This is a genomic window from Roseicyclus mahoneyensis (assembly GCF_003148775.1).
Taxonomy (GTDB): domain Bacteria; phylum Pseudomonadota; class Alphaproteobacteria; order Rhodobacterales; family Rhodobacteraceae; genus Roseicyclus; species Roseicyclus mahoneyensis.
This window is the reverse complement of the sequence record NZ_QGGW01000018.1, coordinates 1-19,728: the sequence shown is the minus strand read 5'-3', so window position 1 is coordinate 19,728 and position 19,728 is coordinate 1. Positions and strand designations below refer to the sequence as shown.

18 protein-coding genes, 2 tRNA genes and 2 pseudogenes are annotated in these 19,728 nt (G+C 66.5%); 14 read left to right on the top strand and 8 right to left on the bottom strand.

Going from position 1 to position 19,728, the window contains the following annotated elements; all coding sequences use genetic code 11:
• Positions 1-502: 502 nt before the first annotated feature.
• The 5 genes from C7455_RS19450 (at position 503) to C7455_RS19430 (ending at position 7,459) form a co-directional block, all read left to right on the top strand.
• Positions 503-1,741, top strand: coding sequence for an aspartate kinase (locus C7455_RS19450; RefSeq protein WP_109671088.1), 1,239 nt, complete (start codon positions 503-505; stop codon positions 1,739-1,741).
• 116 nt (positions 1,742-1,857) lie between these two features.
• The gene (locus C7455_RS19445) at positions 1,858-2,085 is read left to right on the top strand and encodes a hypothetical protein (RefSeq protein WP_109671087.1); all 228 of its coding nucleotides are present in this window, start codon (positions 1,858-1,860) and stop codon (positions 2,083-2,085) included.
• Positions 2,086-2,203: 118 nt separating this feature from the next.
• Complete coding sequence (gene ptsP / locus C7455_RS19440; RefSeq protein ID WP_109671085.1) at positions 2,204-4,447, top strand: phosphoenolpyruvate--protein phosphotransferase; 2,244 nt, start codon at positions 2,204-2,206, stop codon at positions 4,445-4,447.
• Between the two features lie 93 nt (positions 4,448-4,540).
• The gene (locus C7455_RS19435) at positions 4,541-5,812 is read left to right on the top strand and encodes a SulP family inorganic anion transporter (protein ID WP_342767653.1); all 1,272 of its coding nucleotides are present in this window, start codon (positions 4,541-4,543) and stop codon (positions 5,810-5,812) included.
• A gap of 33 nt (positions 5,813-5,845) precedes the next feature.
• A complete protein-coding gene (locus tag C7455_RS19430; protein WP_109671084.1) occupies positions 5,846-7,459 on the top strand; it encodes a GMC family oxidoreductase in 1,614 nt (537 codons plus the stop codon).
• A gap of 30 nt (positions 7,460-7,489) precedes the next feature.
• Here the strand turns inward: C7455_RS19430 and C7455_RS19425 are convergent, their stop codons facing one another.
• The gene (locus C7455_RS19425) at positions 7,490-7,966 is read right to left on the bottom strand and encodes a GNAT family N-acetyltransferase (protein ID WP_109671082.1); all 477 of its coding nucleotides are present in this window, start codon (positions 7,964-7,966) and stop codon (positions 7,490-7,492) included.
• Positions 7,967-8,060: 94 nt separating this feature from the next.
• Between C7455_RS19425 and C7455_RS19420 the strand changes: the two genes are divergently transcribed.
• From C7455_RS19420 to C7455_RS19395, 6 genes are all read left to right on the top strand, one after another.
• Positions 8,061-8,666, top strand: coding sequence for a flavin reductase family protein (locus tag C7455_RS19420; protein WP_109671096.1), 606 nt, complete (start codon positions 8,061-8,063; stop codon positions 8,664-8,666).
• Positions 8,667-8,793: 127 nt separating this feature from the next.
• Entirely contained in the window at positions 8,794-9,678 is an 885-nt protein-coding gene (locus C7455_RS19415) for an S-methyl-5'-thioadenosine phosphorylase (protein ID WP_109671081.1), read from the top strand.
• A gap of 122 nt (positions 9,679-9,800) precedes the next feature.
• The gene (locus C7455_RS19410; RefSeq protein ID WP_109671094.1) at positions 9,801-10,433 is read left to right on the top strand and encodes a LysE family translocator; all 633 of its coding nucleotides are present in this window, start codon (positions 9,801-9,803) and stop codon (positions 10,431-10,433) included.
• The gene (locus C7455_RS19405; RefSeq protein ID WP_109671080.1) at positions 10,430-11,323 is read left to right on the top strand and encodes an alpha/beta hydrolase family protein; all 894 of its coding nucleotides are present in this window, start codon (positions 10,430-10,432) and stop codon (positions 11,321-11,323) included. The genes C7455_RS19410 and C7455_RS19405 overlap by 4 nt, the downstream gene beginning before the upstream one ends.
• Positions 11,324-11,412: 89 nt before the next feature.
• Complete coding sequence (locus C7455_RS19400; protein ID WP_170119165.1) at positions 11,413-12,081, top strand: DUF2927 domain-containing protein; 669 nt, start codon at positions 11,413-11,415, stop codon at positions 12,079-12,081.
• Positions 12,082-12,112: 31 nt separating this feature from the next.
• Positions 12,113-12,652 carry an adenine phosphoribosyltransferase gene (locus C7455_RS19395; RefSeq protein WP_109671092.1) on the top strand — a complete coding sequence of 180 codons (540 nt, stop codon included), beginning with the start codon at positions 12,113-12,115 and terminating at the stop codon, positions 12,650-12,652.
• On the opposite strand, the gene C7455_RS19390 is transcribed toward C7455_RS19395, so the two are convergent.
• Entirely contained in the window at positions 12,637-13,425 is a 789-nt protein-coding gene (locus C7455_RS19390) for a hypothetical protein (protein WP_146200053.1), read from the bottom strand. The two genes, C7455_RS19395 and C7455_RS19390, sit on opposite strands and share 16 nt — an antisense overlap.
• A 153-nt stretch (positions 13,426-13,578) precedes the next feature.
• On the opposite strand from C7455_RS19390, the gene C7455_RS19385 reads away from it, so the two are divergent.
• A tRNA-Leu gene (locus C7455_RS19385) sits at positions 13,579-13,664 on the top strand.
• 120 nt (positions 13,665-13,784) lie between these two features.
• On the opposite strand, the gene C7455_RS19380 is transcribed toward C7455_RS19385, so the two are convergent.
• From C7455_RS19380 to C7455_RS19360, 5 genes are all read right to left on the bottom strand, one after another.
• Positions 13,785-14,102: a DUF6280 family protein gene (locus tag C7455_RS19380; protein ID WP_109671077.1), complete on the bottom strand. Its 318-nt coding sequence runs from the start codon at positions 14,100-14,102 to the stop codon at positions 13,785-13,787.
• A 254-nt stretch (positions 14,103-14,356) separates the two neighbouring features.
• Positions 14,357-15,217 carry a rhomboid family intramembrane serine protease gene (locus C7455_RS19375; RefSeq protein ID WP_109671076.1) on the bottom strand — a complete coding sequence of 287 codons (861 nt, stop codon included), beginning with the start codon at positions 15,215-15,217 and terminating at the stop codon, positions 14,357-14,359.
• A gap of 64 nt (positions 15,218-15,281) precedes the next feature.
• Positions 15,282-16,310 (bottom strand): hypothetical protein, encoded by a 1,029-nt coding sequence (locus tag C7455_RS19370; RefSeq protein WP_109671075.1) that lies wholly within the window; start codon positions 16,308-16,310, stop codon positions 15,282-15,284.
• Between the two features lie 172 nt (positions 16,311-16,482).
• A complete protein-coding gene (locus C7455_RS19365; RefSeq protein WP_109671073.1) occupies positions 16,483-17,868 on the bottom strand; it encodes a TolC family outer membrane protein in 1,386 nt (461 codons plus the stop codon).
• 59 nt (positions 17,869-17,927) lie between these two features.
• Positions 17,928-18,581 (bottom strand): protein-L-isoaspartate O-methyltransferase family protein, encoded by a 654-nt coding sequence (locus tag C7455_RS19360; RefSeq protein WP_109671071.1) that lies wholly within the window; start codon positions 18,579-18,581, stop codon positions 17,928-17,930.
• Positions 18,582-18,766: 185 nt separating this feature from the next.
• On the opposite strand from C7455_RS19360, the gene C7455_RS19355 reads away from it, so the two are divergent.
• A tRNA-Cys gene (locus C7455_RS19355) sits at positions 18,767-18,840 on the top strand.
• Between the two features lie 151 nt (positions 18,841-18,991).
• Positions 18,992-19,243 (top strand): annotated as a pseudogene (gene tnpA, locus C7455_RS19350) (IS66 family insertion sequence element accessory protein TnpA); the annotation flags it as partial.
• On the opposite strand, the pseudogene C7455_RS19345 reads toward tnpA, so the two are convergent.
• Positions 19,238-19,635: pseudogene (locus C7455_RS19345) on the bottom strand (integrase core domain-containing protein); the annotation flags it as partial. The pseudogenes tnpA and C7455_RS19345 sit on opposite strands and share 6 nt — an antisense overlap.
• Positions 19,636-19,728 lie beyond the last annotated feature (93 nt).

The following is a 19,728-nucleotide window of genomic DNA, read 5'->3' as shown; positions in this document are numbered from 1 at the left end:
ACAACCACCAGCGGCCCCATGCCGCCCATGGCGGACAGCCGCCCGCCGTGGTCTACTTCAACGCAACCCAAACCGATCAGCAGGTCCAGGCAGTAGCTTAAATCACCCTCGGAATCTGTCCAAGAGTTGGGGAGTAGCTCACCTCGTGCGCACCAATTTCAACTACGAGTTCGGGCCGCATCAGATAGACGAGTTGACGGAACGTAGTTTCAAGTATGGCTGTAAAGCGCTGCCGAGACTGCTGGCTTTGCTGCACAGATACTAGCCGATGCTCCTGGTACCTCTCCTGCAGATGGAGATCACGCAAACCTGTCAAAACGACCACTTTCATAATGTAGCTGCTGCCGTGGATGCGGCTGCTGTGCAGCCACGACATACATACACATCTATCAAGTGCTACAAAGTCAACATTCTCCTCGGAGCGGCAGGATGAAGTTGTCGAACCCTTGCGGGTGGCGCGCGCGCGCCGTAAGAGGCGCGGCGTCTGGGAGAGGGATGGGACATGTCCATTCTGGTGATGAAATTCGGCGGAACATCCGTCGCCACGCTTGACCGCATCCGCCGCGCCGCCAAGCGGGTGGGGCGCGAGGTCGCCAACGGGCATGACGTCATCGTCATCGTGTCCGCCATGGCGGGCGAGACCAACAAGCTGGTGGGCTTTGTCGAAGAGACATCGCCGCTGTATGATGCCCGCGAATACGACGCTGTCGTCTCCTCGGGCGAGAATGTCACCGCCGGGCTGATGGCGCTGACCTTGCAGGAGATGGAGATCCCCGCGCGCAGCTGGCAGGGATGGCAGGTGCCGCTGATCACCACATCGGCCCATGCGGCGGCGCGGATCGAGGAGATCCCGACCGCGAATATTCTCAAGAAATTCGGCGAGGGCATGAAGGTCGCGGTGATCGCGGGCTTTCAGGGTATCAGCCCCGAGGGCCGGATCACGACGCTGGGGCGCGGCGGGTCGGACACCAGCGCCGTGGCCTTTGCCGCCGCGTTCGAGGCCGTGCGCTGCGACATCTACACCGATGTGGACGGGGTCTATACCACGGATCCACGCATCACGTCCAAGGCGCGCAAGCTTGACCGGATCGCCTTCGAGGAGATGCTGGAACTGGCCTCGCTGGGCGCCAAGGTCTTGCAGACTCGTTCGGTCGAGCTGGCGATGCGCTACAATGTGAAGCTGCGTGTGCTGAGCAGTTTCGAGGAAATGTCGGATGACGCGGGCACGCTCGTCTGTGCCGAGGAGGATATCGTGGAAAGCAATGTGGTGGCCGGTGTGGCCTTTTCCCGCGACGAGGCCAAGATGACGCTGCAAGGCGTGGCCGACCGGCCCGGCATCGCGGCGGCGATCTTTGGCCCCTTGGCCGAGGCCGGCGTCAATGTCGACATGATCGTGCAGAACATCTCGGACGGCGGCACGACCGACATGACGTTTTCGTGCCCGATCAACGAGGTCAAGCGCGCCGAAAAGGCGATGGCGGATGCCAAGGCGGCGGGCGCGATCGATTTCGCGGGGCTCGTGGCCGATACGAATGTCTGCAAGGTCTCCATCGTCGGCATCGGGATGCGCAGCCATGCGGGCGTTGCGGCCAAGATGTTCCAGACGCTGCGCGACGAAGGGATCAACATAAAGGTCATCACCACCTCCGAGATCAAGGTCTCGGTGCTGATCGACCGCAAGTATCTGGAACTGGCGGTGCAGGCGCTGCATGACGCCTTCGGCCTCGACCGGGCGGCCTGAACGCAGCCCTTGCGTCAGGCGCAATGCTGCATTGCAGCAACAACCCTAACCGGCGCGGCCCGCAAGGCCTATTCTGTGTCGTGACACATGTTTAACCGTCACCCACAGAGGTTCCCATGACGACGCAAACCCTGAACAGCCCCGCCTTTCCGCCGCGGATCGTCTCGCAGGTCGCAGGCTTTTTCGCCGCCCTCGCCCGCGCCTTCGCGCAGGCTAGCGACGCGCAGGCCCGGTTCGACGAAATCCAGATGCTTCAATCGTTGAGCGACGCGGAGCTTGCCAAGCGCGGCCTGACCCGCGACACCATCGTGCGCCACGTCTACGCGGACATGCTGGCCGACTGATCCGACCACCCGGGCGGTCGGGCGCGCCATTCCCGTTGCGCGCCCCCCGCCCGCCGCGCTATCCCTCATCCCCGGGAACTGGGGCCGCTTCCGTCAAGCGCCTCATTGGGCGAGAGTGATGGCACAAGGCACCGAAACAGAGAGCCGCAAGCTGCTCAGCCGCTTGCAGGCCGTGATGGCGGATGCCAGCGCGGGTCAGGAACGGCTCGACCGCATCACCCATCTGATCGCCGATTCGATGGACACCGAAGTGTGTTCCATCTATCTGATGCGTGACGCCGACACGCTGGAGTTGTGCGCCACCCAAGGTCTGGCGCCCGAGGCGGTCCATGTGACCCGCATGCGGATTGGCGAAGGTCTTGTCGGCCGCGTCGCGCGCACGGCGCAACCGGTCAACACCGCCAATGCCCCTGCCGAACGCGGCTTTCGCTACATGCCCGAGACGGGCGAGGAGCGGTATACCTCTTTCCTCGGCGTGCCGGTCCAGCGTCTGGGCGAGCGGCTGGGCGTGCTGGTCGTGCAATCCAAGGACGCGCGCGACTATTCCGACGACGAGATCTACGCGCTCGAAGTCGTGGCCATGGTTCTGGCCGAGATGACGGAACTGGGCGCCTTCACCGGCGAGGGCGCGGCACTGGCCGAGCGGCACAAGAAACAGGTGATGATCCGCGGCACCTGCGTGCAGGAAGGCACGGCCATGGGCCATGTCTGGCTGCACGAGCCGCGCGTGGTTGTGACCAATCTGGTGGCAGAGGACCCCGAGGCGGAACTGACCCGCCTGCGCGCCGCAGTGGACCGGCTGCGCGTCGATATCGACGACATGCTGACGCAGGCCCCGATTGCCGACGGGGAACAGCGCGAGGTGCTGGAAGCCTACCGGATGTTCGCCCATTCCCGCGGCTGGATGCGCCGGATGGAAGAGGATATCGCCCGCGGCCTGTCGGCCGAGGCCGCGGTGGAAAAGGAACAGTCGAGCGCGCGGGCGCGCATGGAAACCGTCCCGGACGCCTATCTGCGCGAGCGGCTGCACGATCTGGACGACCTGTCCAACCGCCTCTTGCGCCGCCTGACCGGCCAAGGGCGCGACACCGGCGCGGAACTGCCGGCCGATCCGGTGCTGGTGGCGCGAAATATCGGCCCGGCCGAATTGCTCGACTACGGCCGGCGTCTGCGCGGTGTGGTGCTGGAGGAAGGATCGGTCGGCAGCCATGCCGCCATCGTGGCGCGCGCGCTGGCGATCCCTCTGGTGGTCCATGCCAAGGCGGTGCTGACCGAGGCGCTGAACGGCGACGCGATCTTGCTCGATGGAGATCAGGGCATCGTGCATCTGCGGCCCGAGGAAGCCGTCGCCAGCGCCTTTCGCGACAAGCTGGCGATGCAGGCCGAGGCGCAGGAGCGCTATGTCTCGATCCGCGACAAACCGGCAGAGGCGCTGTGTGGCACCACGGTGTCCTTGCAGATGAACGCCGGACTGATGGCCGACCTGCCGTCCTTGCCCAGTTCCGGGGCCGAGGGCGTGGGCCTGTTCCGCACCGAATTGCAATTCCTGACCCGCAACAAGGTGCCGCGCCGGGGCGAGTTGGCGGCACTTTACGCGCGCGTCATGGATGCGGCGGGCGGCAAGCGGGTGGTGTTTCGCACGCTCGACATCGGGTCGGACAAGGTCCTGCCCTACATGAAAAAGACCGAGGAACCCAACCCCGCGCTGGGGTGGCGGGCGATCCGGGTGGGGCTGGACAAGCCGGGCGTGATGCGGATGCAGCTGCAGGCGCTGATCCGGGCAGCCAACGGTCGTCCCTTGACGGTGATGTTCCCCTTCGTCGCCCAGTTCGAGGAATTCACCCAAGCCCGCGACCATCTCTTGCGCGAGATGGACCGCGAGGCTGCGCTGGGCCACACCTTGCCCGAACGGCTGGACATCGGCGCGATGCTGGAGACGCCCAGCCTTGCCTTCGCGCCGCGGCAATTCTTTGAATCCTGCGACTTCATCTCGATCGGCGGCAACGACCTCAAGCAGTTCTTCTTTGCCGCAGACCGCGAGAACGAGCTGGTGCGGCGGCGCTACGACACGCTCAACGTCAGCTACCTGACCTTCCTCGAACAGATCGTGCACCGCTGCGGCGACACCGACACGCCGCTGAGTTTCTGCGGCGAGGACGCCGGTCGCCCCATCGAGGCGCTGTGTTTCGCGGCCATGGGCCTGCGCGCCCTGTCGATGCGGCCGGCCTCCATCGGGCCGGTCAAGTCGCTCTTGCGCCGGGTCGACCTGCGCGAGGCGCGCGCGGTCATCAACGAGGCGCGGGCAAGCGGTGCGCAATCGGTGCGCCCGGCGGTGATGGAGTGGCTCAAGCGGCAGGGGTGAGCCCCCTTGCGCAAGGCACGGCTGCGGCGCAAGGATGCGCACGGTCGAGAATGACGGGGGACGGCCCCGGCTGTACGGCCGAAAACGTGCCGGATGCTGACACCCAAACTGCTGACCACCTTGCCCCAAAGCACGCCCAAAAGCGTGTTTGCGGATTTCATCGCGGGCGTGACAGTTGCCATGGTCGCGCTGCCGCTGAGCCTTGCCATCGCCATCGCCTCGGGGGCTGCGCCTGAAACCGGCCTCGTGACGGCCATTGTCGCGGGCTTCCTGATCTCGCTTTTCGGGGGCAGCCGGGTGCAGATCGGCGGCCCTACGGGCGCCTTCATCGTCGTGGTCCATGGGGTGATCGCCACCCATGGTTTCGACGGGCTGGTGCTGGCCACACTGATGGCGGGCGTGATCTTGGTCATCGGCGGGTTCCTCAAGGCGGGCAACCTGATCGCGCTGGTGCCCGAGCCGGTCATCAACGGCTTCACCATCGGCATCGCCGCGATCATCGCGCTCAGCCAGTTGCCCGACGCCATGGGCATGACCCTGCCCGAGGGCACCCCGGCCGACGCGCTGGAACGTATCCCCGCGATGTGGGACGCGCGCAGCACGGTCAGCCTTGCCAGCATCGCCATCGGGCTGGGCGCCATCGTTCTGATCGTGGCGCTTCGGCGCCTCTTTCCGCGGTTTCCGGGCCTGATCGTGGCGGTGGGCATCGTCTCGGCGGCAGTGGCCGTCTTCGCTCTGCCGGTCGACACGCTGTTCGGGCGCTTCGGCGCGCTGCCCGACCGGCTGCCCCTGCCCCGCCTGCCCGATATCACGGCAGCACGGCTGGTGGAGCTTTTGCCCTCGGCCCTCATCATCGCCTTCCTCGCGGGGATCGAATCGCTGCTGTCGGCCATGGTCGCGGACCGGATGGTGGCGGGTCGTCACCGCCCCAATGCCGAAATCCTCGCACAGGGGCTGGCCAATATCGGCTCTTCCCTGATGGGCGGTCTGCCCGCGACAGGGGCCATCGCGCGCACGGCGACGAATGTGCGGGCAGGAGGGCGGACACCCTTGGCTGGGATCTTTCATGCGGCCGTGATCCTGGGCGTGATGATGCTGGCAGCCCCAATGGCCGGATACCTTGCGATGCCCGCGCTGGCCGGGCTGCTGCTGGTCACCGCCTGGAACATGTCGGAACCGCAGCATTGGCGCGGCTATCTGACCACCGGGCGCGTGTCGGACCGCGTGCTTTTGGTTCTGACCATGGTGCTGACGGTGCTGGCCGATCTGACGGTCGCCATCGGGGTCGGTGTGGCGCTGGGGCTTGCGCTGCGCCTCAGCCGCCGTGGCGTGCCGCCCGCGGACTGGACGCCGCCGGACCGGTAGGGGTAGACCGTCCCGACGGGGATGGGGGCTTCCATGCTGACACAGGATTTCGGCGCGTGGGACGTGGTGATCGTGGGCGCGGGATCGGCGGGCTGCGTGCTGGCCAACCGGCTCTCGGCGGACCCCCGGCACAAGGTCTTGCTGCTCGAGGCGGGGGGCAGCGACAACCGCCTCTGGGTGCATGTGCCGGTGGGCTATCTTTACGCCATGGGCGACCCCTCGCTCGACTGGTGCCTCAAGACGCAAGCCGAGCCGGGCCTGAACGGGCGCGCGCTGAACTATCCGCGCGGGCGTGTGCTGGGCGGCTGTTCCTCGATCAACGGCATGATCTACATGCGCGGTCAGGCGCGCGACTATGACCTGTGGGCCCAGATGGGCAACACCGGCTGGGGCTGGGACGATGTGCTGCCTTATTTCAAGCGCTCCGAAGGCTATCACGGCGGTGCGGACGAGGTTCACGGGGAGAGCGGCGAACTGCGGGTGGAGCGTCAACGGCTGAACTGGCCGATCCTCGATGCCGTGGCCGAGGCGGCGGGTGAGTTGGGCATCCCCCGGAGCCACGATTTCAACCGCGGCGACAACGAGGGCGCGGGATATTTCGAGGTCAACCAAAGGCGCGGGTTGCGCTGGAACGCACGCAAGGCATTTCTCGACCCGGTGCGCCGTCGCCCCAATCTGCGGATTGTCACGGGGGCCGAGGTGCTGCGCCTGTCGCTTGAGGGCAAGCGCGCGACGGGCGTCGTGTTCCGGCAAGACGGCGCGGCGTTTCACGCACGGGCGGGCGGCGAGGTGGTGCTGGCGGCAGGCGCCATCGGCACGCCCGCGATCTTGGAGCGGTCGGGGATCGGGCGGGGCGATCTGCTGCAATCGCTCGGGATCGAGGTGGCGCATAACAGCGCGGGCGTGGGCGAGAACCTCGCCGATCACCTGCAGATCCGCACGATTTTCCGCATTACCGGCGCGCGGACGCTGAACGACTGGTATGCCAGCCCGCTCGGCAAGCTGAAGATCGGCCTCGACTACGCGCTCAAGCGCTCCGGCCCGCTGGCGATGGCGCCCTCGCAGCTGGGGATCTTCACCCGCTCCTCCCCCGAGCATGAGACGCCCAACATCGAATATCACGTCCAGCCCCTGTCGCTCGACGCATTCGGACAGCCCTTGCACCCGTTCCCGGCCCTGACCGTCTCGGTCTGCAACCTGCGCCCCGAAAGCCGCGGGTCGGTGCACATCACCGCCGCCGATCCGGGCGCGCGGCCTGCCATCCGGCCAAATTACCTCTCCGCGCCCGCTGACCAGCGCGTGGCGGTCGATTCGATCCGCCACGCCCGCGCACTGATGGCGACGCAGCGCATGGCAGAGTTCCGGCCGACCGAGATCAAGCCGGGCCCCGAAGTCGACGGCGAAGCGGCGTTGCTGAAGGCCGCAGGCGATATCGCCACGACGATCTTTCACCCGGTCTCGACCGCGCGGATGGGCGTGGATGCGGGCGCGGTCGTCAGCCCCACGCTGACAGTGAATGGGATCGGGGCGCTCTCCATCGCCGATGCCTCGGTCATGCCCGCCATCCCGAGCGGCAACACGCATGCGCCGGTGACGATGATCGCGGAAAAGGCCGCCGAGATGATTGCCGCGCGCCTGCGGGGCTAGCGGGGGCAAAACGCGCGTTTTGCCGCCCCCTCACCGCGCCCAGCGCTTGACCTTGCCCGTAATCCCCGCCCAGTCGCCGCTGCCCAGCACGCGGGCAGGATTGGTGGGCGGCGGCATCTCGACGCCTTCGAGCCGGGTGAAACCGAAGCGGCGGTAATAGGGCTCATCGCCCACCAGCATGGTGCGCGGCCAGCGGTCTTCTTCCGCCCGCGCCATGCCATCGCGCATCAACAGACCTCCCAACCCCTCGCCCTGCCGGGTCGGGTGGACGGCGACGGGGCCCAGAAGCAACGCCTCGGCCCGGCCCACGCGGACCGGCCAGAAGCGGATGGCCCCCGCAAGGATGCCATCCGGGTCACGCGCCACGAGACACAGGCGGGCGACCGAGGGAACCCCGTCGCGCAGCCGGTAGGAGGACAGCGCCTCGCGCCCCGGCGCAAAGCAGGTGTCGTAGAGCGCCTCCACCTCCCAGCGGTCCGCCGATGTTTCCTGCTCCAGCCGATACATTGCCCGCCGTGCCTTGCCTCTGGCCCTTCGCCTAACACGCCGCTAGGTCTGGCACAAACCCGAGCAAGGCCCCCATACGCAAGGAATGCCCGCGATGTTCTACCGCCCCGCCGATGGCCACGGCCTGCCGCACAACCCGTTCAACGCCATCGTCACGCCGCGCCCCATCGGTTGGATCTCGACCCGCGGCGCGGACGGGTCGGAAAACCTTGCGCCTTATTCCTTCTTCAACGCGGTCGCCTACGTCCCGCCGCAGGTGATGTTCGCCTCCACCTCCGCCAAGGAAGATCGCGGCGACACCAAGGACAGCGTCGCCAATATCCGCGAGACGGGCGTGTTTTGCGTGAACGTGGTGGAATACGCGATGCGCGACGCGATGAACCAGACCTCGGGGCCATGGCCCAAGGACACGGATGAATTCGCGCTGGCTGGGATCGGGCGCGTGGCCTGCGAGACCATCGCATGTTCGCGCGTAGCGGATGCGCCCGCGTCGCTCGAATGCCGGGTGACACAGATCGTGCGGCTGGAGGGGGCGTCAAATTTCGCGGTCTTCGGCGAGGTTGTGGGCGTTCACATGCGCGACGACTGTATCCGGGACGGCGAATTCGACGTGCTGGCCTTCAACCCGCTGACACGCATGGGCTACCGCGATTATGCGGTCATCCGCGAGACATTCGGCCTGAAGCGGCCCGGAGAGTGACGGCATGCCGGTTGCCTGAGCGGTCGCCTGCATATTTTTGGAAAGATGAAGCCGGTGACAGGGCTTGCAGCATGGCCGGGGCGGTGCTTGGCTCGGGTCCAGCGACGGGCACGCGGAGGGCACAGCAATGCAGACCATGATCGGGGTGATCGGCGGATCGGGTATCTATCAGATCGAAGGGCTGGAGGGCGCCGAATGGGTCGAGGTGCAAAGCCCCTTTGGCGCGCCCTCGGATGCGGTATTGACCGGGCGGCTGGGGGGCGTGCCCATGGCCTTTGTGCCCCGGCACGGGCGGGGGCATGTGCACACGCCGACCTCCGTGCCTTACCGCGCCAATATCGACGCGCTGAAGCGGTTGGGGGTGACGGATGTGATCGCCGTCTCGGCCTGCGGATCGTTCCGCGACGAGATGGCACCGGGCGATTTCGTGATCGTCGACCAGTTCATCGACCGCACCTTTGCGCGGGAAAAGTCGTTTTTCGGCCCCGGCCTTGTCGCCCATGTCTCGGTCGCCCATCCCACCTGCCCCCGGCTGGGTGCGGCCTGCGCCGAGGCCGCGCGGGCGGAAGGCATCACCGTGCATGAGGGCGGCACCTATCTGGCAATGGAGGGGCCGCAGTTTTCCACCCGCGCCGAATCGCGGCTTTACCGCGAGGTCTGGGGCTGCGACGTGATCGGGATGACCAACATGCCCGAGGCGAAACTCGCCCGCGAGGCGGAGCTTTGCTATGCCTCGGTCGCCATGATCACCGATTACGACAGCTGGCACCCCGATCATGGCAGCGTCGACATCTCCGACATCATCAGGGTGCTGAGCGGCAATGCCGACAAGGCGCGTGCTGTGGTGGCGCGTTTGCCGGGGCTGCTCGGGCCCGAGCGCCTGCCCTGCCCGCATGGCTGCGACCGCGCCCTCGATCATGCGGTCCTGACCGCGCCGGGGATGCGGGACGCGGCCATGCTGGAGAAGCTTTCGGCAGTGGCGGGGCGCGTGCTGGGGTCGGCAACGCCCTGATTTTGGGCGCGCGCGCGCCGGTCGTGTCGCAGCCGCCCTGCCCCCTTGCGGTTGCGCGTGACAAAACCCGCGCCGTGAGGCTTGAGTTGCGCGCAGCACTCATGCCGGAGCCAGCGCCCATCATGCCCCTCGACAGCTGGCTCGCCTTTGTCGCGGCCTCCGTTGCGATCCTTGTGCTGCCGGGGCCCACGGTCATGCTGGTCATCTCGCTGGCGCTGACGCAGGGGCGGCGCGTGGCGCTGGCCACGGCAGCGGGCGCGGCGCTGGGGGGATCGGTGGCGCTGAGCCTGTCGCTGGCAGGCGTCGGCGCGCTGGTGATGGGGTCGCCCGCGCTGTTCACGGTGCTGAAATGGGTGGGGGTGGGCTATCTGATGTGGCTGGGCGCAGGCCTTTGGCGGTCGGCGCCGCAGGCGGGCCTGACGCTCGCCGCCACCGGCCATCTGGCGGCGCGCGACAGTTTCGCGCGGGCCGCGACCGTGACGGTGCTGAACCCCAAAGGGATCGCCTTTTTCATGGCCTTCGCGCCGCAATTCATCGACCCCGCCCGCCCCTACGAGACACAGGCCGCGATGATGGTGCCCACTTACATGACGCTCGCCGCGATGAACGCGCTGGGTTATGCGCTGATGGCGGACCTCGCGCGGGCGCGCTTGCTGCAGCCGGCCGTGCTGCCATGGGTCGCGAGGGTGGGGGCGGCGGGGATCATCGCCATGGCGCTGCTGATGGCAGTGGTGGAGCGGGAGGGCGGCGCGTGACCGCGCGGGTCAACGCGGAGCGGCTGCGGGCGTTGCTGGGACTGTCGGGCGCGGAACCGGGTCCCGCGGCGGCCGATCCGGGCCCGGTCGAGGCGCTGGGGCACCACCTTTTGCAGCGCGTGACACTCGATGGCGACGGGCCGATCCCCGGTCTCTACCTGCGCCCCGAGGGAAAGGGTCCGCACCCCGCCGTCCTCTACTGCCATGCCCATGGCAATCGCTACGAAACCGGCGCGGAGGAGCTGATCCACGGCCGCCCCGCACTGATCGCCCCTTATGGTCCGGCGCTGGCCGATCTGGGGATCGCGAGCCTTGCCATCGATCTTGCGCCTTTCGGGCGGCGGCAAGACGAGGGGCCGGAGGCACGTCTGGCCAAGGCCGGGCTGTGGCAAGGCCGCCCGCTGATGGGGCGGATGCTGGCCGAGCTACACTTGGCCTATCGCTGGTTGGCCGCGCAGGCAGAGGTGGATGCCACACGCATCGCCACGCTGGGCCTGTCGATGGGCGGCACCCATGCCTATTGGCTGGCAGCACTGGAGCCGCACATCGCGGCCTGCGCGCATCTGTGCGTCTTTGCCGATCTTGCCCCAATGATCGCCACCGGCGCCCACGACCTGCATGGGTCCTACATGACCGTGCCGGGCCTTCTGGCGCATGGCGACATGGGCGATGTCGCAGCCCTGATCGCGCCGCGACCGCAGTTCGTGGGTCTGGGCGGCACCGATGCTCTGACGCCCGAGGCGGCGCGCGACCCTGCGCTGGCGCGGCTGGCCACGGCCTATGGCGTGGGCCCGCTGGTGGTGCACCTGTCACCCGATACGGGCCATGTCGAGACGCCCGCGATGCGGGGGGCCGTGATGGCCTTTCTGACCCGGCATCTGCAGCAGTGACACAGCGCGCGCGGTCTGCGCGCAACACGGCCGCGGGATCGTGACGCCACCATCTTGCACGGCGCCAGCGCTTGCCGTCACTTATGTCCATGCGACCCTGCCTTTACCTTGCCCTGTGTGTTGCGCTTGCGGCCCCGCCGGCCAAGGCGCAGGAATATATCACCGTGCCGAGCCTGATCTCGGACGAGGATTTCCACCGGCTGGTGGCCTGCGCCGCTCCGCCCGGGGGCGATTGCGCCAAGCCCCTGATCCGTTGGCCCGAGGCGCGTCGCCTGAGCCTCAGGGTCGGCATCGCGGCGGTGGCCGACAGCTTTCCTTCCTACAAATTCGACCTGATCGACCAGGCCATCGACGTTGCCATCGAAGAGATCAACGCCAGCGGCGCGGCTCTGTTTCTCAGCCGCGCCTATGAGGGCGAGCTGGATGTGCCGGTCTATCTCGTGAACACGCCGCAGGGCGGCACCATCTCTGGTACCAGCCTGCCGGATCTGGATGGAGCAGACATGGCGATTGCGCGCGTGGTCCTGCGGTCACGCGGCGACGAGATTGTGTCGGCCGGGATCGCGATCAGTCAAGACATCAACCGCCGCGAGATCGCCTCGGTCGTGCTCGAGGAACTGGTGCAGGCGATGGGCCTGCCCACCGACATCGACGGCCCGGCCTATCAGCGGTCGATCTTTGCCGAATACAGCAATTCCACCGTCTGGCTGCGCGGTCAGGATGCCGCGGCACTGCGTCGGCATTACCCGCGACCCTGACCCTGCCTCGTCACAAGGACCCATGCCCCCGATGTCCCACCCCAAGACCGTTCAGGATTACATCCGCACCATTCCAGATTTTCCGCATGCGGGCATCTTGTTCCGCGATGTGACCACGTTGTTTCAGGACGCGCGCGGGTTCCGGATGGCTGTGGATCAACTGCTGTCGCCTTATGTGGGCGCGCGCATCGACATGGTGGCGGGGCTCGAGGCGCGCGGCTTCATTCTGGGCGGCGCGGTGGCGCATCAGCTGTCCAAGGGGTTCGTGCCGATCCGCAAGAAGGGCAAGCTGCCGGCGAAAACCATCGAGCAGGACTATGCGCTGGAATACGGACGCGCCACTGTCGAGATCCACGACGATGCGGTCGAGCCGGGGCAGAAGGTTCTGATCGTCGATGATCTGCTGGCCACCGGCGGCACCGCCGAGGCGGGCATCCGCCTGATCGAACGGCTGGGGGCCGAGGTGGTGGGTTGCGCCTTTGTCATCGACCTGCCTGATCTGGGCGGGCGCGCCCGGCTGGAAGCGATGGGCGTTCCGGTGCACGCAATCTGCAGCTACGAGGGTCTTTGACCGGCCGGCGGCCCGCCGCTGAGCGCGAGGATAGTGTCGACCGACAGTTCGGGCCCGCCCAGCAGAACGCCATCTGCCACAACAGTACATACGGCACCCGGCCGCACAGCACGGGCGTGCACCATCTCGGGATCGGTCAAGCGGTCCCTGCGCGCCGCGATCCCGCGGGCCGAGGCGGCCGCGACGATGGCGGCCGCACGCGCCTCCAGCGTCTCGTATTCGCCGGTGGTCTGCACCACCAGCCCGGGGCCTAGTGCAGAGGCGCGCCGGTCCCAGTCGCGCGGCAGGCGCGGCAGCTCAAGCGGTCCTTGCAGGATACGGCCGACAAGGCGGGTTTCGGCAGGCCCCTCGTCCAGCGTCAGCCAGCCACGCCCGGGCGCGTGATCGCGCGAAATCAGGCCAGCTCCGCGCCCGATCAGGGCCAGCACGGCGACAAACCCGTAATACCGGGCAAAGTCTTCGGCCGCCGACCAGAGCCGCGCCGCGCCTTCGCGGGCTATGGGCCCCGGTGCCACCCGCAGGTCATGAACGACCAAAGCGCGCCCTGCCCCGTCGACCGGACGCCAGGCCAGCTTGCCGGGCTGGAACAAGATCAGCCCCTGATGCGGCGGCTTAAGCAGGCGGATCTGCAACCCTTCGGCGAAGCGCGCCATCAGCCAGCCGCGGTCATGCGGCCCGTGGGGGGCCGACAGGGCGGTGTCGACCCGGGCGAAGTCGGTCCGCTCGAAGCTCGGTGGCGAGACGACCACCGTATCCCGGCCATGATGAGACATGGACCCTCTCCTTGCCGTCACAGACTGCGCGTCCGGGGTCAGGATGCCGCAGGGCGTCCCGCGCCGCCTTGATCTGACGCAAGGTCATCGACAGGCGGCACGGGACGCCCACGATTGCCAAGCCGGGGCCAAGCGGCTAGCGATGCGGGTCATGCGGGCGTGATGGAATGGTAGACATATCGGACTTAAAATCCGTGGGCCTTCGTGCCGTGGGGGTTCAAGTCCCCCCGCCCGCACCATCCTTCTTTAATTGCCTACCGCCTAAGGCTGCCTGAGGCGGGGTGCCGTCTCTCAAAACGAAAGACGCGCCCCGCATAAGGGCGCGTCTTTCAAGATGGGCAGCGGCTCGATGGATCGGCTCAGGCCGCCTCGGCCTCGGCCTGATGGCGACGTTCGCTTTCCTCGCGGCTGAGAGCGACCGAGGTGCGCACGCCTTGCGTGACAAAGGCCATCAGGCCCTTGACCACACGCTCGTTCGGATCGATGCCCGCACAGCTCAGCACCTCGCGGCCATCGCGCGAACGCGCCCAGCGGGCGATCTGCTCGGGGCCGTTACCATATTTCTTGTCATCCGCGATCGCGTCATCGAGCGCAGCGAGAACAACGGCCGCGAACAACTTGCGTGCGCGCTGACCCTGTTCGAAGTTGAAGGCGGTGCCATCAACGAAATCTCGCATTTCGTCGTCCTTTTTTGCTCTTGCATTTCCGGCGTGAGATCCCTTCTGCCTGAAATCCGTGCGATTCTGTGATGCGAATATCACATGTGTGGTATTCCTCAAACGCATAGCTCAAGGATAACAAACGCAGTTTCCGGTAGGACGAAGGGCGCTCAATGCCTAGATATAGGTATTGTCATCGACCCATCAAGTTTTTGACAAGATTTCGCCATATCTTTCGAGATTGACTTCAGCGCGAATCCCGGGGCCGCCGTTCAGTCGTCGCGCCCGCCCGACCATGGTCCGCGCGGCCCCCGACGCGAGCCACTGCGCGGAATGCGCGCCAGATCGGCCAAGGGCCGCGTCGCGGCGCGATCTGTGCGTACACGCCGGATGCGCGGGATCGGGCTGCGGCGGCTGCGCTCCATCACGTATTCGACCTCGTCATGGGGTGGCTTGCCGTGCCAATGCGCCCAATAGGCTGTGCCGCCGCGACGCATCCACAGGGGCAAGACCAGCACGACCCCGGCGATGAAGCCACCGGCATGCGCCCAATAGGCCACGCCGCCGCCCGCCACATCCATCGAGAGCCCATTGACCAATTGCAGGCCGAACCACAGGCCCAGCATCAACCATGCGGGGATGGTGAAGATGCGCACCAAAACCACGATGATCACCAGCACATCGATCCGCGCGCGCGGAAAGAACAGCAGATATCCCCCCATCACACCTGCAATCGCGCCCGAGGCACCCACCATCGGAATCGTCGACTCCGGCCCGGCGAGGATCTGGCCGCCTGCCGCGGCGAGACCCGAGACGACATAGAAGGCCAAAAACCCCATGTGGCCCAGCAGATCCTCCATGTTGTCGCCAAAGATGTAGAGAAACAGCATGTTGCCGATCAGGTGCATCCAGCCCCCGTGCAAGAACATGGAGGTAAAGACCGTATGCGTGTCCGTGCCGTTCAAAACCTCGGCCGGGACCAGCGCCCAATCGGCGTAGAACCCCAACAGCTGACGCTCGGAGCCCGACAGGGCCGGGAAATAGCTCAGAAAGACAAGGACATTGACGACGATCAGCCCCCAGGTGACGGCAGGCAGACGGTTCGACGGGTTGTGGTCGCGGATCGGGAACATGCGCCTAACCTCGGGTTCGGCCTACCCCCGGTCAAGGGCGCCATTGCCAGCGGTGCCGCGCCGGTTACTCGAATTCCTCAGCGGCCAGCGCAAGACGGATCTCGCGCCGCACCATCTTGCGCACGTTACGTGTGATCCGCTGGCCGAGCGCGCCCTGCAATTCCTCGCGCACCACTTCCGCGATGATGTCGCGCAACGTCTCTTCGTCGAGAAGGCCATCTTCTGTCTCGGGGAAGGTGAAAGGTTGCCCCACCTCACCCAGATCCTCGACATGGGCGTCGCCGCTGTCGTTGTCTGACGGATGGCGATCATCCTCGACCTCCGCGTCCAGCGGCTGGCCCATCTCGGGACGGCGCACGTCGATCCGGCGCGAAAATACCGGTGTGAAGCCCGGTCGCGGCACGGCATCTGCCGCCTCTGCGGTCTGGTCTTCGGTCATGCTGCTCGGTGCCTCGCTGTCGGTCATGGTCTCGACCGCTTCCCGGTCGCTGATCACCTCCGGGCCGGTGTGCGCGCCCGGCTTGACCTGCAGCGCGGCATCCGGGGCGGGCAAGTCCGCCTCAGCCGTTTCACCGCCCTGTCCGCGGACCAGCACAAGATCATGCAGGGCACGCCCGGCGCTGCGGTCGGGCCAATCCGCATCGCCTGTCTCGGGCTCGAACTCGGCCGCAGGATCGACGGCCCGGTCGCCATCCGCTTTCTGCTCGAGCGCGGCCAGAATGTCGGGCTGTGGCGGTGCCTCTGGGTCGGCGGATTGTTCGGCAATGGCATCGGCCACGGCTTCCTCGGCACTGTCCTCGATCTCGCCCCAGTCCGACAGCCGATCCTCAAGGCCCCAGCTTGGGTCCTCCTCCTCGGGCATTGCGGTGTGGGCATCGGCAGAGCCCTCGGGAACCGGCGCAGGAACCGGCGCCCATGGATCATCGGGATCAGCCACACGCAGGGCCGGCGTCAGGACCAGCCGCGGCGCAGGTTGCGCGGATGGCGCGGTCGGCGGCTCCGCCGCGGGTGCGACATGGCTTTCCGAGACAAGGCGCCGGATCGAGGCAAGCACATCCTCGATCTCACGGGCGGATTTCGCTGGGTCTGACATCACCGCTCACTCCTCGAACGACCAATCAGGCTACATGCCCCGGAGCACACAGACTGCCAAGCCGATCGGCCCCTCGTACGGGGGCCTTTCAGCACAAGATAGCTGCAAGCGCCGCATCGCACAACGGATAGCTAAATTTCGCAACACAGCGCGCGGCGGTGCGGCGCGGTGGTCACTCCCGCCCGATCGCCTGCAACAGCGTGTCAAGCCGGTCGCCCTGCGGGGATGCCACGCGCACCCGTCCGCCCGGGAAGGCCGCGCCATAGGCCGCAACATCATATTCCGGCACCGGCAACTCAAGATGGCGCACCGTCATCAGGCCGGACGCCGCAAGAATGCCGTAGGAGGCCGCGTAAAGATCGCCCTGCGCCTCGATACGGCTGATCCGCGCCTCGAGCAGGTCCTGTTCGGCATCGAGAACATCCAGCGTGGTGCGCGCGCCCAGCGCGGCCTCTTCGCGCACGCCCTCGAAGGCCAGTTGCGCCGCGCGGATGCGCTGGTCGGAGGCCTGGATCTGCGCGTTTGCGATACGCAGCCGGGCATAGGCGTTGCCGACGACCTGCAGGTTCAGTCGCACTTGCTGATTGAGGCCGTAGCGCACCGCTTCCACCTGCGCCAGCGCCTGCCGCTCCAGCGAGCCAAGCTGCCCACCCCGGTAGATCGGCTGGGTCAGGGTCAGCGCGAGCGTGGCGCTTTCGCCCTCCTGCGTCGGGTTCGGGGCCTCGACGGTCTGGCCCAGCGACAGGTCGAGCGTGATGTTGGGCCGTGACGCGCCGCGCGCTTCACCAACCCCGAATTCGGCCGCCGCGACTTCGAACTGACGGGCCAAGACGGCAGGGTGCTGCTGGCGTGCCAGCCGCTGCGCCTCGTCCTCTGAACTGGGCAGATGCGGCAGGCCACCGGGGCTAGCCAGAGCGTTGGGGTATCGCCCCACGGCGAGGTTGAACAGTTCCCGCGCGATTTCCAGCGTGCCCTCGGCCGCGGCCAGCGCCGAGCGCGCGGTGGCCAGTTGCGATTCGGCCTGCGCGACATCGGTGCGCGTGTCCTCGCCCACCTCGAACCGGTCGCGCGCCGCCCGCAGCTGTTCGGTCAGGACTCGCACGTTGCGCTGTCGCACCTCGACGATCTGGATCGCCTCCCAGACCTCCAGATAGGCGGTGACGGCGTCGATCAGCACCTGCTGCTCAAGCGAGATCAATTGCTGGCGCGCGGCGTTCACCGCCTGCTCTGCGCCCCGGCGGGCGTTGATCCGTGCGCCGCCCTGATAGATCACCAACTCACCCAACAAGCGGAAGGTCGTGGTGCTGGTATCTTGCACCAGATCACGCGAACTGGAGGCGACGAAACTGACCGTTGGCAAGAGAGCCGCAAAGGCCTGATTTACACCTTCATCCTCGACCCGCAGCAGGTAGCGGCTCTGTTCCAGCAGTTGCGAGTTGCGATAGGCATCCGCCATCGCCTGACGCAGGCTGTCGGCCGCCGACATGCCGGGCATCGCCACTACCAGTGCCGCTGCCATGGCTATGCAGCGCCCAAACCCGGAGATTCTGCTCATCATTGCCTCAGTCCTTTTGCCTGCCAGCTCCCCTCGCCTTTCGGGGCGGGGGCTTTTTTGCGTCAGAACACGAAACCCGGCGTCCTCACAAAGCCCGGCAAAACCGGGGCGGTCGCGTTGAATTCCATGTGCCAGGAGACGATCCCATGGGTCTTGACGCCCTTTCGCACCTCGCCTAGCGGCCCTTGCATGAACAGGGCAATGATCCGGCCGCCTTCCTTGAGCTGCTCAAGGATTGCCTGCGGCACTTGTTCGACCCCGCCAAAGAGCACGATGGCGTCATAGGGGCCGTTGCGGGCAGAGCCTTCGGCCAGCGCGCCTGTCAGGATCGCGGCGTTGTCGACCTCTTGCGCCGACAGCGCCACCTCCGCGTCGCGGGCAAGGCTCGCATCTTCCTCGACGGCGACGACCGCCTCGGCCATGCGCGCCATGAGAGCTGTTGTGTACCCCATTCCCGGCGCGATCTCAAGCACGAGATCGGCAGGCGTGATATCCAGCGCCTCGAGCATCTTAGCAATGGTGCGCGGCTCCATCAGCTGGCGCGTCGCGGTCAAGGGCACGGGACCGCCGACATAGGCCAAGTCTCGCGCGTCGGCGGGCACGAAAGCCTCGCGCGGGATCGCCAACATGGCGTCGATCACGGTGAAGCTTGTGACATCCGACGGCCGGATCTGTGTGTCGACCATTGTTCGGCGGCGCTGCGCGAAATCTGCCATTGGAACTGAACCATTCCGTCTAGTTGTCCTGAAAACGTCTTGGCACAAGCCGCAGTGCCGCGCAACGCTCGCTTGCCACGATGCGACGATGAACCCCCTTTCCGGAGCCACCCGGCGGTGCCGTGACCCGATGGCGGCTTGCACCGCGCAAAGGCTTGCGATAGGTCCGGAACCACCACCCCGGCGGCGAGTTGGCGGAGAGGTTACGCAGCGGATTGCAAATCCGTGTAGACCGGTTCGATTCCGGTACTCGCCTCCAAAATCCCATCTCACCGTGTCGCAGTTTGTCTCACCGGGTCAGAGGTGCAGGACAACCCATAGAAAATACGGCCTTTTGTGGTTCGAGGACCTATGCTGCTGTCTCAGTTTGTCTCATTTGTTCTGACCTGCTCCCCTGAAACGTCCGCACTTTGAGGTTAGTATGTTCTCCAGCGAAGGAGACGGACAAGAAGCGCAGCAGGTTCATGGAAGAGCAGATCATCGGCGTCTTGAAGGAGCATCAGGCGGGGCTGAGCGCCACGGAGTTGTGTCGGAAGCACGGGATCAGAGATGCGACCTTCTACAAGTGGCGATCGAAGTATGGCGGGATGGAGGTCAGCGAGGCCAAGCGGCTGAAGCAGCTCGAGGACGAGAACGCAAAGCTCAAGAAGTTGCTGTCAGAGTTGACCTGAGACCCGACTCTCTTCCGGCCCTTCGGAGAATCCGCGGGTTGATTTATGGGTCTGCGCCGCACGCATTTCCAGCCCCTTCATTGCCATGAACTCGGCCGGGGTCATGTTCCCGAGGCCGGAGTGCGGGCGGTGGTGGTTGTAGTCGTGCTGCCAGGTGCGGATCTGCTGCCGGGCCTCGCCGAGGGTCGAGAACAGCGTCTCGTTCAACAGCTCGTCCCGGAAGCGCCCGTTGAAGCTCTCGACGAAGCCGTTTTGCATCCATTGCCCGTCAGGCGATTGCAAAGCAATCTGCCGAGAGGGGGCTTGCCGGGCGCGATGTAGTGCCATTCAACACCGGTGCGCTGGCACCTGGACAGGATCGCCATCGAGGTCAGCTCCGTGCCATAGCATGTTGGGAATGACGCGCCGTAGAAGGTTATGGCCGCCTGCTGCGCAATTCTGGAGGCTGCGCAGGCGGCCATAACCGGGTCTCGGGT